Here is a 13,732-nt window from a genome sequence, read left to right on the forward strand (position 1 = left end):
AAGCAAGACCCGAGGCACGGCTCGCCAAGCCTCGCGCCGCCTGCATTTTCCGCCCGCGATGCGGCGCTGCCGCTCTCCCGCCCGCGCTGATTTGCAATCCCGAACCCCGACATACGCATCCGGCAGCGAACGGGTATCCTTGCGGTTCTCCGGGGCTTGTGCCCTTTTTCGACTATGAGGAACCGCATGTCCGTCAAACCTGCACCCACCGCTGTGTCGATCCACGAACTGATCGCGGGGCGCTGGAGCCCGCGTGCCTATTCGAACCAGCCGATCAGCGGCGAGCACCTGCATGCGCTGCTGGAGGCCGCGCGCTGGGCGCCGTCGGCCTATAACGCGCAGCCCTGGCGCTTCGTGGTGTTCGATCGCACGCGCGACGAGGCTGCCTTCAAGAAGGCCTTCGCCACGCTGGTGCCGTTCAACCAGGCCTGGAACGCGCCGGCCCCGGTGCTGATCGCGGTGACCTCGCATACGCTGACCTCGAAGGGCGAGCCGAGCACCACCGCGCTCTACGACGCGGGCGCGGCGGCGATGGCGCTGGTGCTGCAGGCGCATGCGCTGGGCCTGGCCGCCCACCAGATGAGCGGCTTCGATCCGAAGGCGTTTCGCGAGGCCTTCGCGGTGCCGGCCGACGTCGAGATCATCGCGATGATCTCGGTCGGCCACTACGGCGATGCCGACAAGCTCGACCCGGTGCTGCGCGATCGCGAGCGCGCGCCGCGCACGCGTAATGCGATTGGCGAGATCGCCTACCAGGGCGGCTGGAAGGTGCCTTTCGCGGGGGCCTGAGGCACCCGAGCTCCTGCGGCGGCTGGTAGCCCGCCCCTCAAGCCGGGCCGCGCCGCCGCAACCGGCCAGGACGCGCGCCGCGCCGTCATCACGACGGGCGGCGCGCGTTTTTCATGGTGCCGCGCGATGGCATCGCCGGGCGGCCGCGCTCGCGGCCCGCCGTGCCGCGGCCGCCGGGATCGTGCACCGGGCGCGGCAAGCCGCCGGCAGGGCCGGGCGCCGTTCGAACCGTCCCCGATTTCCCGCGTCGCGCACCCGCCGCAGCCCGTTGTAGGGCCGCGCGCTTCTGTGTTAAAAAGCCCCCCTTTCCGCTTCGCGCCCGTCCCGTCGGCGTTTCATTCCCCATGAGCTACTGCGCGATCGATTTCGGCACTTCCAACTCCGCCGTCGCCCTGCCGGACCCGGCGCGGGAGGGGGCGATGCGGCTCGCGCCCGTGGAAGGCGAGCACCGCACCCTGCCGACCTCCATCTTCTTCAACAACGACGAGGGCACGCGCGAGTTCGGCCGTGCCGCGCTGGCCTCCTACATCGACGGTTTCGACGGCCGGCTGATGCGCTCGATGAAGAGCATCCTCGGCTCGCCGCTGGCGGAAACCACCACCGACCTCGGCGACGGCAGCGGCATCGCCTATACCGAGGTGATCGCCATCTTCATGCAGCACCTGACGGGCAAGGCGCAGGCCTGCTCGGGCGGCACGATCGATCGCGCGGTGCTGGGCCGGCCGGTGTTCTTCGTCGACGACGATCCGCGCGCCGACCGCCTCGCCGAGCAGCAGCTCGCGGCGGCCGCGCAGTCGGTGGGCCTGAAGGAGGTGCACTTCCAGTACGAGCCGATCGCGGCCGCGTTCGACTACGAGTCGCGCCAGCCGGCCGAGACGCTGGTGCTGGTGGCCGACATCGGCGGCGGTACCTCGGACTTCTCGCTGGTGCGCGTCGGCCCCGAGCGCATGGCGCGGCTCGAGCGCAAGGACGACGTGCTCGCGCATCACGGCGTGCACGTGGCCGGCACCGACTACGACCGCCGCGTCGAGCTGGCCTCGATCATGCCGGCCTTCGGCTACCGCTCGCTGGACCCGGAAGGTCGCGAACTGCCGAACCGGATCTACTTCGACCTCGCCACCTGGCACCTGATCAACACCGTCTACACGCCCAAGCGGCTTGCCGAGCTCAAGCTGATGAAGCACCTGTATGTGGACACGCGCCAGTTCGAGCGGCTGGTGAGGGTGGTCGAGCAGCGCTTCGGCCACGCGCTGATGGCACGCGCCGAGGAGGCCAAGATCGGCGTGGCGGCGGGCGGGGAGACGATGATCGACCTGAACGAGATCGAGGAGGACCTGCAGATCGCCTTCGACGCGGCGCGCCTGGTGGAGGCCAGCGTCGACGACACGGCGCGCATCGTCGAGGCGGCGCGCGAGACAGTCCGGCTGGCCGGCATCGCGCCGCGCGATCTGGGCGCGCTCTACTTCACGGGCGGCTCGACCGGGCTGGCCTTCCTGTCGGGCGCGCTGGCGGCCGCCTTCCCCGATGCCGAGCCGGTGTTCGGCGATCGCCTCGCCAGCGTCGCCACGGGCCTCGGGATCCACGCGCGGCGGCTGTTCGGCTGAGCGCCGGCCGGCGCGCCTCGTGCGGGTCCGGACAGGGCTCGACATGGCTGCGCCGGGAGCGAGAATTGCATCCGGCGTCGAGCCGGCCCGCCAACCCGTCCAGCACGCCTCGATGACAAATCGGCGTGTCCGGCGCCGATTCCCTTGCCCCCGCGACGCGAACCACTGCACCACGATCGGAATCAATCCCGCCGGATCGCGGCCCGACACGAATTCGGGTCGGAAAAAACGAAAACCCCGCCGAGGCGGGGTTTTTTATTCAGGCGAAGATATCGCGCGAACTTACAGCGGCTTGATGTTCGCTGCTTGCAGACCCTTCGGGCCGGTCTTCACTTCGAATTCGACCTTCTGGTTTTCTTGCAGCGTCTTGAAACCGTCGACACGGATTTCCGAGAAGTGCGCGAACAGATCGTCGCCGCCGCCTTCCGGCGTGATGAAGCCAAAACCCTTAGCGTCGTTGAACCACTTGACGGTGCCGGTTGCCATAACTTGTTCCTAAAAATGTGAGACAGGGCGAAACGCCCGGGAGGTGCATGAAAATCAAGGAAGGGGGTAATGGGGCCGACCGGAGTACCGTTGATGGGCGAACTACGAAAGAACCTATTCACTCGCCACTTGAAATCCTGCTCGGCCGTTATACGTCCAAACGACCTTGCGGTCAACCTTCCACTGAGAATTCCTAGGGAAACTACTAGAAATACCACGAATAACGCTTACAAACCTTGCTGGGGCGCTCATTTTTTTGTAGGGGCTGATCGATTTTGCCGCCATCCGGGAGGTGCAACCGTATACACTACGCGCCGCACGGGCGGGTTGTCCTGGACCGGACAACCCGTCCCCCAAAGATGCCAGCGCGACCCCGGCCGAACGACCTTCGGCAGGCGTCCTGACAAGGCTTTTTGAGAGACATAGGAGAGGTTGTGAACAGTTCTATTCAACGGAACATCGGCCCGATCGCGCTCATGCTGACGGGCCTGGGGTCGATCATCGGCTCCGGCTGGCTTTTCGGGGCCTGGAAAGCAGCGAAGATCGCCGGCCCGGCCGCGATCTGCGCCTGGATCATCGGCGCGGTCGTGATTCTCGCGATCGCATTGACCTATGCCGAGCTCGGCGCGATGTTCCCGGAATCGGGCGGCATGGTGCGCTACGCGCGTTACTCGCACGGCTCCCTGGTGGGCTTCATCAGCGCCTGGGCCAACTGGATCGCGATCGTCTCGGTGATCCCGATCGAGGCCGAGGCATCGATCCAGTACATGAGCACCTGGCCCTATGCGTGGGCGCACAGCCTGTTCGTGGGCGGGGAGCTGACCACACCAGGCCTGTTGCTCTCGGCGGTGCTGGTGGTGATCTACTTCATGCTGAACTACTGGGGCGTGAAGCTGTTCGCGCGCGCCAACTCGGCGATCACGGTCTTCAAGTTCCTGATCCCGGGCCTGACCATCCTCGGCCTGATGCTCACCAGCTTCCACTCCGACAACCTCGGCATGACGAGCAACGACTCGTTCGCGCCGTATGGCTGGTCGGCGGTGCTCACGGCGGTCGCCACCAGCGGCATCGTGTTCGCGTTCAACGGCTTCCAGAGCCCGGTCAACCTCGCCGGCGAGGCGCGCAACCCGTCGCGCAGCGTGCCGTTCGCGGTGATCGCCTCGATCCTGATCGCGTTGGTGATCTACGTGCTGCTGCAGATCGCCTACATCGGCTCGGTCGATCCGGCCGAAGTCGCGAAGGGCTGGAAGCACTTCAACTTCGCCTCGCCGTTCGCGGAACTGGCGATCGCGCTGAACCTGAACTGGCTGGCCGTGCTGCTCTACGTCGACGCCTTCATCAGCCCGAGCGGCACCGGCACGACCTACATGGCGACCACCACGCGGATGATCTACGCGATGGAGCGCAACAACACGATGCCGAAGATGTTCGGCAACGTGCACCCGCTCTACGGCGTGCCGCGCAACGCGATGTGGTTCAATCTGCTGGTCTCCTTCGTCTTCCTGTTCTTCTTCCGCGGCTGGAGCTCGCTGGCGGCCGTGATCTCGGTGGCTACCGTGATCTCGTACCTGACGGGCCCGATCAGCCTGATGGCGCTGCGCCGCGCGGCCACCGACCTCGATCGTCCGCTGTCGATCCCGGGCATGAAGCTGATCGCGCCGTTTGCCTTCGTCTGCGCCTCGCTGATCCTGTACTGGGCGAAGTGGCCGCTGACGGGCGAGATCATCCTGCTGATGGTCGTCGCGCTGCCGGTGTACTTCTACTTCCAGGCCAAGTCGGGCTGGGGTGGCTGGGGTGCCGACCTGAAGGCCGCCTGGTGGCTGGTCGCCTACCTGCCGACGATGGCCGTGCTGTCGCTGATCGGCAGCAAGCAGTTCGGCGGCTCGGGCGTGCTGCCCTATGGCTGGGACATGCTGATCGTTGCGCTGATCGCGCTGGGCTTCTACTTCTGGGGCGTCAATACCGGCTACCGGACCCAGTACCTCGACGAGCGCGAGTCGCACGACGAGATCCTCGACGGCATCGGCGCCTGAGCGTCACCGCCCGCTGCTCCCGATCCTGACGACACCGCCGCCGCGGTGCCGGCAGGAACGAAAAAAAGCCCGCCCGGGTCATGCCCGGGCGGGCTTTTTCATCGGCGCTCGCCGCGCCCGGGGCCGTACCTCAGGCCGCGGGCTGGCTGGCCTGGGGCGACGACGCGAACACGTAGTTGGTCATCGCCAGCACGCGCTGGTAGGTGCCCAGTGACTGGATGCCGAGCTGGTAGTCGTCGTCGGCCGCGCCGAGCGCGGCGAACACCGGCAGCAGGTGCTCGTCGGTCGGGTGCATCAGGGCAGCGTGCGGGGCCTGGCGCCGGTAGTCGAGCAGCGCCTCGATGTCGCGATGGGCCAGGCGGTCCTCGAACCAGCCGGTGAATTCGTCCACGCGCGGGTCGGCCTCCTCCGGCGTCGCGCCGAAATCGGCCTGGCGCAGGTTATGGGTGATCTGGCCCGAGCCGATCACCATCACGCCGTCGTCGCGCAGCGCGCGCAGCGCACGGCCCACGCGGAAGTGGTGGGCGGCGTCGGCGCGCGGCTGGATCGACAACTGGGCAACCGGGATATCGGCCTCGGGGAACATCAGCAGCATCGGCACCCAGGCGCCGTGGTCGAGCCCGTAGTCGGTGGTCGCGGTCGGGATGCCGGCCGCCTCGAGCAGGGCCGCCGTGCGCTCGGCCAGCTCGGGCGCGCCCGGCGCCGGGTAGCGCAGTTCGTAGAGCGCGCGCGGGAAGCCGTGGAAGTCGTGGATGGTTTCGGGCCGCGCGCTGACGCTGACGGCCGGGGCCAGCGTGTTCCAGTGCGCCGAGAGCATCAGCACGGCGCGCGGGCGCGGCAGCTCGGCGCCCAGGTGCGTGAACGCCGCCGAGGGCAGCAGCGGGTCGATCGGCAGCGTCGGGGCGCCGTGGGACAGGTAGAGCGAGGGCAGGCGGGACATGGTCGGAGGTCCGGATGAGTCGAATTGGATTCGACTATAGAGACCGCCTTGGGTTTGATAAATCGCTCAAACGGGATTTGATTGATTCTCTATCGTTGCGAATCAATACGAGGTGGCGGCGAGGTGACGAGCCTTACTCGGTGCCGCCGCGGATTCCGGTCCAGGGCGCGGTGCGCGGCGCGCCGATGCCGAACAGGTCGATCACGCGCGTGACGGTCTGGTCGACCAGCTCGTCGATCGAGGCGGGCATCGCGTAGAAGGCGGGCAGCGGGGGGAAGACGATGCCGCCCATCTCGGTGACGGCGGTCATGTTGCGCAGATGGGCGAGATTGAAGGGCGTCTCGCGCACCATCAGCACCAGTCGGCGCCGCTCCTTGAGCGTGACGTCGGCGGCGCGGGCCACGAGATTGTCCGAGAGCCCGTGCGCGACGCTGGCCAGCGTCTTCATCGAGCAGGGCGCGACCACCATGCCGTCGGTCGCGAACGAGCCGGAGGCGATGCTCGCGCCCACGTCGCGTACCGAGTGGACCACGTCGGCCCGTGCATGGACCTCGTCCTTTGAGAGCCGCAGTTCGTGCTGGATATTGAGCCAGCCGGCCGCCGACACCAGCAGGTGGGTCTCGACGCCGCCCGCCGCGCGCAGCAGGTCGAGCAGGCGGATGCCGTAGATCGCGCCGGTCGCGCCGGTGATCGCGACGATCAGGCGCCGCGGCGGCGCGGGGCGTGCCTCCATCGAGGGCAGGAACTCAGGCGGCGGCGAACAGTTGCTGCAGTTCGCCCGACTGGTACATCTCCATCATGATGTCCGAGCCGCCGACGAATTCGCCCTTCACGTAGAGCTGGGGGATCGTCGGCCAGTTCGAGAAGCTTTTGATCCCCTGGCGGATTTCCTCGTCCTCGAGCACGTTGACGGTCTTGATCTGGTCGACGCCGCAGGCCTTCAGGACCTGGATCGCGCGGCCCGAGAAGCCGCACATCGGGAACTGCGCGGTGCCCTTCATGAAGAGCACGACCGGGTTTTCGTCGACGATTTGCTTGATGCGTTGTTGGGTATCCATGATGAACCTTGTGCTGATGCGGGGCAGAGAACGGGAATGATACTGGATTTCGGCAGGGCCGACCGGCGCCGGGCCGGGGGCAGAAAGCAGGGCCGGGACAGGGCCGGCGGGTGCTCCGGGCATCTCGCGGAGGCAACGACCGCGGGCAAGCCGCGCCCGGGCGTTCAGCCGGGCAGGCGCCCGCCGGTGCAGCGCTCGATGGCCGCCAGGTCGGTGAGCGAGGCCACCGCCTCGAATCCGGCGGCGGCGAGGATCGCGCGCACCGCCTCTGCCTGGTCGTAGCCGTGCTCGATCCAGAGCGCGCCGCGCGGCAGCAGAAAGGCCGGCGCGCCGGCCGCGATCGCGCGGATCGCCTCGAGGCCGTCAGCCTCGTCGGTCAGCGCACCGCGCGGCTCGAAGCGCAGGTCGCCCTGCTCGAGATGCGGGTCCCGGCACGCGATATAGGGCGGGTTGCTGACGATCGCATGAAAGCGCTGCAGCGGATCGAGCGCGCCGTACCAGTCGCTCTCCAGGAACCGCAGGGCGCCGCCCGGGCGTGCCGGGTCGAGCAGCCTGGCCGCGTTGCCGCGTGCCACCGCCAGCGCGGCGGCCGAGCGGTCGAGCGCCTGGACACGCGCGTCGGGCCGCATCGAGGCGATCGAGACCGCCACCGCGCCGCTGCCGGTGCCGAGGTCGAGCACGGCCGGCGCGGCGATGCCCTCGATCGCGGCGAGCGCGCTCTCGACCAGCAGCTCGGTATCGGGCCGCGGAATCAGCACGTCGGGCGTGACCGCGAATTCGAGGCCGAAGAACTCGCGCGAGCCGACCAGTTGCGCCACCGGCTCGCCGGCCAGGCGCCGCGCCGCGAGCGCGAGATAACGCTCGGCGTCGGCCGCCGCGAGCGGCGCGTCGGCGCGCGTGATCAGTTGGGTTCGGCTCCAGCCCAGCGCGTGGGCGAGCAGGATCCGTGCGTCGACGGCATCGAGCGGCGTGGCGCGCAGCAGTTCGGCGGCGGTGGCGGGCGAGGCGGGCATGAGACGCGCGCCGCTCAGTCGCTTTCGCCGAGCGAGGCCAGCAGCTCGGCCTGGTGCTCGCTGACGAGGGTCGCGATCATCTCGTCGAGATCGCCGTCCATCAGGGCCTCGAGCTTGTAGAGCGTGAGGTTGATGCGGTGGTCGGTCATCCGGCCCTGCGGGAAGTTGTAGGTGCGGATCCGCTCCGAGCGGTCGCCCGAGCCGATCAGGCTCTTGCGCGTGGCCGCTTCCTTGGCGTGCTGCTCGTGGTACTGCTTGTCCTTGATGCGGGCCGCCAGCACCTTCAGCGCGCGCTCCTTGTTCTTGTGCTGCGAGCGGTCGTCCTGGCATTCCACCACGATGCCGGTCGGCAGGTGGGTGACGCGCACCGCCGAATCGGTCTTGTTGATGTGCTGGCCGCCCGCGCCCGAGGCGCGGAAGGTGTCGATGCGCAGGTCGGCCGGGTTGATCTCGACCTCGGCGATCTCGTCGGCCTCGGGCATCACCGCCACGGTGCAGGCCGAGGTGTGGATACGGCCCTGCGTCTCGGTGGCCGGCACGCGCTGCACGCGATGGCCGCCCGATTCGAACTTCAGGCGCGAATAGGCGCCCTGGCCCGCGATGCGCACGATCACTTCCTTGTAGCCGCCCAGGTCCGAGGCGCTCTCCGACATCATCTCGACCTGCCAGCGCTGCCGCTCGGCATAGCGCAGGTACATGCGCAGCAGGTCGCCGGCGAACAGCGCCGACTCGTCGCCGCCGGTGCCGGCGCGGATTTCCAGGAAGATGTTGCGCTCGTCGTTGGGGTCGCGCGGCAGCAGCATCTTCTGCAGCTCGGCTTCCAGGCGCGCCATGCGTTCGCGCGCCTCGCGGATCTCTTCTTCCGCGAACTCGCGCATCGCGGCGTCCGACAGCAGTTCCTGGGCGGTCGCCTCGTCGCCGCGCGCGAGGCGCCATTGCGCGTAGTGCTCGACCACCGGGCCGATTTCCGCGTGTTCGCGGGTCAGCTTGCGGTACTGGTCGAGATCGGCGGTGACGTTCTCTCGGCTCAGCAGTTCGTTCAGTTCGGCCAGCCGGTTCGAGAGCTGGTCGAGCTTGCTTTGCATGCTCGTTTTCATGGTGTGGAGCGACGCTCCCGGGCGAGGATTCGAAAAGGAAGGCGGATGCGGCCGAAGCGCCGCGGGTGGGGCAGATGCGGCGGCGGGCGCCGCTAATGGTCGGCGCGCGGGCCGTGCGCGTAGAACCCGCGCATCAGGTCGATCAACTGGTCGCGCTCGGTGCCGCTGGTGCGGTTCAGCGCGCTGGTCGGGCCGTGGATCAGCTTGTTGGTGAGCGCCTGCGACAGCGCGTCGAGCACCGCGGCCGGATCGTCGCCGCGCGCCAGCATCTTCTGCGCGCGCTCGACCTCGGCGCGGCGCAGCGCGTCGGCCTGGGTATGCATGTGGCGGATGATCGGCACCACGCTGCGCGTGTCGAGCCACTGCATGAAGTTCTGCACGCGCGTCTCGATGATCGCCTCGGCCTGCGCCACGGCGGCCTGCCGCGAGGCATTGCCCTCGCGCACGATTGCGCCGAGATCGTCGACCGTGTAGAGGAACACGTCCTTGAGCTTGCCGACTTCCTGCTCGATGTCGCGCGGCACGGCCAGGTCGACCATGAAGATCGGCCGGTGGCGGCGCGCCTTCACCGCGCGCTCGACCGCGCCCAGGCCGATGATCGGCAGCGTGGAGGCGGTGCAGGACACGATGATGTCGAATTCGTGCATGCGCGCGGGCAGGTCGGCCAGCGGCATGGCGCGGCCGCCGAAGCGCTCGGCCAGTTTGGCGCCGCGCTCGGCGGTGCGGTTGGCGATCACCAGCTCGCGCGGACCTTGCGCGGCGAAGTGGGTGGCGCACAGCTCGATCATCTCGCCCGCGCCGATGAACAGCACCTTCTGGTCGGCGAGGCTCTCGAAGATGCGCTGCGCCAGGCGCACCGCGGCGGCGGCCATCGACACCGACTGGGCGCCGATCTCGGTGGTGCTGCGCACCTCCTTGGCGACCGCGAAGGTGCGCTGGAACAACTGGTTCAGGTAGGTGCCGAGCGCGCCGGCCTCGGAGGCGGTGCGCACCGCGTTCTTCATCTGGCCGACGATCTGGGTTTCGCCGAGCACCATGGAATCGAGGCCGGACGCGACGCGGAAGGCGTGGCGGACGGCCTCGGATTGCGGCAGCGCGTAGACATGCGGCGCGAGCTCGTCGGCGGGAATGCCGTGGAACTCGGCCAGCCAGCGCACGGCGGCATCGCGCGCGGCGCGATCGTCGGTGGCGCAGTACAGCTCGGTGCGGTTGCAGGTGGAGAGGATCGCGGCTTCGGGCGTGTTGGGCGCCTGGCGCCCCAGGAACACGCCGGTCAGGGTGGACAGGGCAGGCTTGATCTGTTCGAGCGGAAACGCCACACGTTCGCGCAAGGCGACGGGTGCCGTGTGGTGATTGATTCCGATCGTGAGGAGCTGCATATCCGGGGGCTATCGTTTAGGTTCGCATTATAGCGTCTTGCCGCTTTTGTCACCGGCAAGGCCCAGGCCGGGCCGCCAGGCCGCCTGTCCCGACCGGGGCGATTCGCCGCAAGCCCCGCCAGGACGCGCTCTCGAGCCTGCCGGCCCTCGCCCGATGTACGCCTGGGCGCCGCCAAGACCCTGCTCACGACAGGGTGGCGCGACTCCAGGTCGCAGCAATCGGCCAGGCCGACGATTGGAGGGTACGATGCGCCCGAAACCGTCGATTGGCAACCGTCCGGCATTCGATTCCGCCCACTTTTTCAGGATAGTTGGAATTTGTGTGGACATATGAAGGAGGACGCCGCTGCGGCACTTATGTCCACTTGCCTTACGTTTGACCAACCCCTTACACTCGTTCGCTAGGTAGGGCAATGTCGCGGACGGCCGCACTCTCGTACTCACTTTTATAATCCGGATCACCGGAGACGGCCGACGCATGCCCTGCGACGACAGGTGTTTCGTTCACGCCCGGGGCAAGCTCGGATGATTCGAAAAAAAGGCGCTGGATGAACTGGTTTGGAATCGTGGTGCTCGGTCTCGCCATCGGCGGCCTGGGCTGGTGGCTGCATCCGGCGCGTGCCGGGCGCCGCGGTTGGCGCACCGCGCTGGTCGCCGGCCTCGCGGGCGCGGCGGCCGCCAGGATGGCCGGCAACCTGACCGGTCTGTTCCACGACGGCGGCACGCTCGAATGGCCCGTCTGCGCCGTCGCCGCACTTGTCCTCGTCACCTTGACCACCGGCGCGCTTGCCCGCCGCTGAACTCCCCCCACACGGATGGAACCCATCATGAACGTCCGTCATCCCGACGTCTCCCCCATTCCCGCTCGCATCGCCCTGTTGCGCGGCGCGATGGCGCGCGAGGGTGTCGCCGCCTGTCTCGTCCCATCCGCCGATCCGCATCTGTCCGAGTACCTGCCCGAGCACTGGCAGGCGCGCCGCTGGCTGTCGGGCTTCACGGGCTCGGTCGGCACCCTGGTGGTGACGGCCGATTTCGCGGGCCTGTGGGTCGACAGCCGCTACTGGGTGCAGGCCGCCGCCGAACTGGCCGGCACCGGCGTCGAACTGATGAAGATGATGGCCGGCCAGCAGAGCCAGCCGCATGTCGAATGGCTGGCCGAGCACGTGCCGGCCGGCGCCGCGGTGGGCGTGGACGGCGCGGTGCTCGGAGTGGGCGCCGCGCGGGCGCTGTCGGCGGCGCTGGCCGCGCGCGGCGTCGCGCTGCGCACCGATCTCGACCTGCTCGACGCGATCTGGCCCGAGCGGCCGGCGCTGCCGGTCGAGCCGGTGTTCGAGCACGTCGCGCCGCACGCGCAGACGCGCCGCGCCGACAAGCTCGCGCAGATCCGCGAGGCGATGCGCGCCTATCGCGCCAGCGCGCATCTGATCTCGACGCTCGACGACATCGCCTGGCTGTTCAACCTGCGCGGTGCCGACGTCAGCTATAACCCGGTGTTCATCGCGCATGCGCTGATCACGCCCGAGCGCGCCACGCTGTTCGTGATCGACGGCAAGCTCGATGCCGCGCTGCAGGCGGCGCTGGCCGCCGACGGCGTCGAGGTGCGCCCCTACGAGGCGGCCCTGGACGCGCTCGCGGCGCTGCCGGCCGATGCCGCGCTGCTGATCGATCCGCGCCGCGTGACCTTCGGCACGCTGCAGGCGGTGCCCAAGGCGGTGCGCCTGGTGGAAGCGGTCAATCCCTCGACTTTCGCCAAGTCGCGCAAGACGCCGGCCGAGATCGAGCACGTGCGCGCGACCATGGCCCAGGACGGCGCTGCGCTGGCCGAGTTCTTCGCCTGGTTCGAGGCCGCGCTCGGCCAAGAAACCGTCACCGAGCTGAGCATCGACGAGCAGCTCACCGCCGCGCGCGCGCGCCGGCCGGGCTTCGTCTCGCCGAGCTTCGCCACCATCGCCGGCTTCAACGCCAACGGCGCGATGCCGCATTACCGCGCCACCCCGGAAGCGCACCAGACCATCGAGGGCGACGGGCTGCTGCTGATCGACTCGGGCGGCCAGTTCGTCGGCGGCACCACCGACATCACGCGGGTGGTGCCGGTCGGCACGCCGAGCGAGGCGCAGCGCCACGATTTCACGATCGTGCTGAAGGCGATGATCGCGCTGTCGCGCGCGAAATTCCCGCGCGGCATCCGTTCGCCGATGCTCGATGCGATCGCACGCGCGCCGATGTGGGCGGCCGGGCTCGACTACGGGCACGGCACCGGCCACGGTGTCGGCTACTTCCTGAACGTGCACGAGGGCCCGCAGGTGATCGCCCACTACGCGGCGGCCGATCCGCATACCGCGATGGAGGAGGGCATGATCACCTCGAACGAGCCCGGCGTGTATCGCCCGGGGCAGTGGGGCGTGCGCATCGAGAACCTGGTGGTGAATCGCGCGGCGGCGCAGACGCCGTTCGGCGATTTCCTCGAGTTCGAGACCCTGACGCTGTGCCCGATCGATACGCGCTGCGTGCAGCTCGAGCTGCTCGACGCGGGCGAGCGGGCCTGGCTCAACGACTATCACGCCACGGTGCGCGAGCGGGTCGCTCCGCTGGTGACGGGCGCGGCGCTGGCCTGGCTCGAGACGCGCACGCAGCCGATCTGAGGTCCGGGCGCCGGGCCGGCCCGGCGCCTGCGAGGCAAGAACCGGAGAAAGCGGGCATGACCATCAAGGCGGTGGTATTCGATTTCGGCGGCGTGCTGATCGACTGGAATCCCGATTACCTGTACCGGCAGCTGATTCCCGATCCGGCCGAGCGGCGGCGCTTCCTTACCGAGGTCTGCGGGATGGACTGGGTGGTGCGGCAGGATGCCGGCCAGTCGCTCGAGGCGGGCACGGCCGAGAAGCTCGCCGCGTTTCCCGAGCACGAGGCGCTGATCCGCGCCTTCTACGCGCGCTGGCCCGAGATGATCGCCGGCACCTTCGAGCCGGGCGTCGCGCTGGTCGAGCGGCTGCACGAGGCGGGCATGCCGCTCTACGGGCTGACCAACTGGTCGGCCGAGACCTTCCCCCATGCCTGGGAGCGCTACGCCGTGCTGCGGCGCTTTCGCGACATCGTGGTATCGGGCCGGGTGCGGCTGGCCAAGCCCGATCCGGCGATCTACCGCGAGATGGCCGCCCGCATCGAGGCCAGCCAGCCCGGCATCGCGCCGGCGGAGCTGGTGTTCATCGACGACAACCCGCACAACGCGGCGGCCGCCGCCGCGCTCGGCTGGCACGGCATCCATCACACCGATTTCGAGCGCACGCTGGCGCGCCTGCGCGAGCTCGGCGTGGCGGCCTGAGCGGCCCACGT

The 13,732-nt window shown here is 68.9% G+C and carries 13 protein-coding genes; 6 read left to right on the top strand and 7 right to left on the bottom strand.

The window, feature by feature from the left end:
- Positions 1 to 186: 186 nt before the first annotated feature.
- Together FB600_RS27845 and FB600_RS27850 are read left to right on the top strand one after the other, a co-directional pair.
- Entirely contained in the window at positions 187 to 789 is a 603-nt protein-coding gene (locus tag FB600_RS27845; RefSeq protein ID WP_017921196.1) for a nitroreductase family protein, read from the top strand.
- 344 nt (positions 790 to 1,133) lie between these two features.
- Positions 1,134 to 2,393, top strand: a complete 1,260-nt coding sequence (locus tag FB600_RS27850; RefSeq protein WP_096749817.1) for an Hsp70 family protein — start codon at positions 1,134 to 1,136, stop codon at positions 2,391 to 2,393.
- A 282-nt stretch (positions 2,394 to 2,675) separates the two neighbouring features.
- Here the strand turns inward: FB600_RS27850 and FB600_RS27855 are convergent, their stop codons facing one another.
- A complete protein-coding gene (locus tag FB600_RS27855; RefSeq protein WP_012734504.1) occupies positions 2,676 to 2,879 on the bottom strand; it encodes a cold-shock protein in 204 nt (67 codons plus the stop codon).
- 434 nt (positions 2,880 to 3,313) lie between these two features.
- Between FB600_RS27855 and FB600_RS27865 the strand changes: the two genes are divergently transcribed.
- Positions 3,314 to 4,912: an APC family permease gene (locus FB600_RS27865; RefSeq protein WP_098181344.1), complete on the top strand. Its 1,599-nt coding sequence runs from the start codon at positions 3,314 to 3,316 to the stop codon at positions 4,910 to 4,912.
- Positions 4,913 to 5,042: 130 nt separating this feature from the next.
- Here FB600_RS27865 and FB600_RS27870 read toward each other — a convergent pair whose 3' ends face one another.
- The 6 genes from FB600_RS27870 to hemA all read right to left on the bottom strand — a co-directional run bounded on the left by FB600_RS27870 (position 5,043) and on the right by hemA (position 10,399).
- Complete coding sequence (locus FB600_RS27870) at positions 5,043 to 5,852, bottom strand: DODA-type extradiol aromatic ring-opening family dioxygenase (RefSeq protein ID WP_025100898.1); 810 nt, start codon at positions 5,850 to 5,852, stop codon at positions 5,043 to 5,045.
- A gap of 133 nt (positions 5,853 to 5,985) precedes the next feature.
- Positions 5,986 to 6,585: a UbiX family flavin prenyltransferase gene (locus tag FB600_RS27875; protein ID WP_025100899.1), complete on the bottom strand. Its 600-nt coding sequence runs from the start codon at positions 6,583 to 6,585 to the stop codon at positions 5,986 to 5,988.
- Between the two features lie 13 nt (positions 6,586 to 6,598).
- Positions 6,599 to 6,910 carry a Grx4 family monothiol glutaredoxin gene (gene grxD / locus FB600_RS27880; protein ID WP_012734508.1) on the bottom strand — a complete coding sequence of 104 codons (312 nt, stop codon included), beginning with the start codon at positions 6,908 to 6,910 and terminating at the stop codon, positions 6,599 to 6,601.
- A 164-nt stretch (positions 6,911 to 7,074) separates the two neighbouring features.
- Positions 7,075 to 7,923, bottom strand: a complete 849-nt coding sequence (prmC, locus tag FB600_RS27885; RefSeq protein WP_098154604.1) for a peptide chain release factor N(5)-glutamine methyltransferase — start codon at positions 7,921 to 7,923, stop codon at positions 7,075 to 7,077.
- Positions 7,924 to 7,937: 14 nt separating this feature from the next.
- Positions 7,938 to 9,020, bottom strand: coding sequence for a peptide chain release factor 1 (prfA, locus tag FB600_RS27890; RefSeq protein WP_013696492.1), 1,083 nt, complete (start codon positions 9,018 to 9,020; stop codon positions 7,938 to 7,940).
- 92 nt (positions 9,021 to 9,112) lie between these two features.
- Positions 9,113 to 10,399 (bottom strand): glutamyl-tRNA reductase, encoded by a 1,287-nt coding sequence (hemA, locus tag FB600_RS27895; RefSeq protein ID WP_036048432.1) that lies wholly within the window; start codon positions 10,397 to 10,399, stop codon positions 9,113 to 9,115.
- A 548-nt stretch (positions 10,400 to 10,947) separates the two neighbouring features.
- Between hemA and FB600_RS27900 the strand changes: the two genes are divergently transcribed.
- The 3 genes from FB600_RS27900 to FB600_RS27910 are packed head-to-tail and all read left to right on the top strand — an operon-like array spanning position 10,948 to position 13,721.
- Entirely contained in the window at positions 10,948 to 11,199 is a 252-nt protein-coding gene (locus tag FB600_RS27900) for a hypothetical protein (protein ID WP_096749815.1), read from the top strand.
- A gap of 27 nt (positions 11,200 to 11,226) precedes the next feature.
- A complete protein-coding gene (locus FB600_RS27905; protein WP_145757702.1) occupies positions 11,227 to 13,041 on the top strand; it encodes an aminopeptidase P family protein in 1,815 nt (604 codons plus the stop codon).
- Positions 13,042 to 13,097: 56 nt separating this feature from the next.
- On the top strand, positions 13,098 to 13,721 hold the full coding sequence (locus FB600_RS27910; protein ID WP_098154602.1) for an HAD family hydrolase: 624 nt from the start codon (positions 13,098 to 13,100) through the stop codon (positions 13,719 to 13,721).
- Positions 13,722 to 13,732 lie beyond the last annotated feature (11 nt).

The organism is Burkholderia sp. SJZ089 (genome assembly GCF_007828315.1).
Classification (GTDB): Bacteria; Pseudomonadota; Gammaproteobacteria; order Burkholderiales; family Burkholderiaceae; genus Burkholderia; species Burkholderia gladioli.

Bases quoted from the DNA above. Each gene is read 5' to 3' on its own strand.
- FB600_RS27845 (WP_017921196.1), top strand. From the start codon at position 187: ATGTCCGTCAAACCTGCACCCACCGCTGTGTCGATCCACGAACTGATC.
- FB600_RS27850 (WP_096749817.1), top strand. From the start codon at position 1,134: ATGAGCTACTGCGCGATCGATTTCGGCACTTCCAACTCCGCCGTCGCC.
- FB600_RS27855 (WP_012734504.1), bottom strand. From the start codon at position 2,879: ATGGCAACCGGCACCGTCAAGTGGTTCAACGACGCTAAGGGTTTTGGC.
- FB600_RS27870 (WP_025100898.1), bottom strand. From the start codon at position 5,852: ATGTCCCGCCTGCCCTCGCTCTACCTGTCCCACGGCGCCCCGACGCTG.
- FB600_RS27875 (WP_025100899.1), bottom strand. From the start codon at position 6,585: ATGGAGGCACGCCCCGCGCCGCCGCGGCGCCTGATCGTCGCGATCACC.
- grxD (WP_012734508.1), bottom strand. From the start codon at position 6,910: ATGGATACCCAACAACGCATCAAGCAAATCGTCGACGAAAACCCGGTC.
- prmC (WP_098154604.1), bottom strand. From the start codon at position 7,923: ATGCCCGCCTCGCCCGCCACCGCCGCCGAACTGCTGCGCGCCACGCCG.
- prfA (WP_013696492.1), bottom strand. From the start codon at position 9,020: ATGAAAACGAGCATGCAAAGCAAGCTCGACCAGCTCTCGAACCGGCTG.
- hemA (WP_036048432.1), bottom strand. From the start codon at position 10,399: ATGCAGCTCCTCACGATCGGAATCAATCACCACACGGCACCCGTCGCC.
- FB600_RS27900 (WP_096749815.1), top strand. From the start codon at position 10,948: ATGAACTGGTTTGGAATCGTGGTGCTCGGTCTCGCCATCGGCGGCCTG.
- FB600_RS27905 (WP_145757702.1), top strand. From the start codon at position 11,227: ATGAACGTCCGTCATCCCGACGTCTCCCCCATTCCCGCTCGCATCGCC.
- FB600_RS27910 (WP_098154602.1), top strand. From the start codon at position 13,098: ATGACCATCAAGGCGGTGGTATTCGATTTCGGCGGCGTGCTGATCGAC.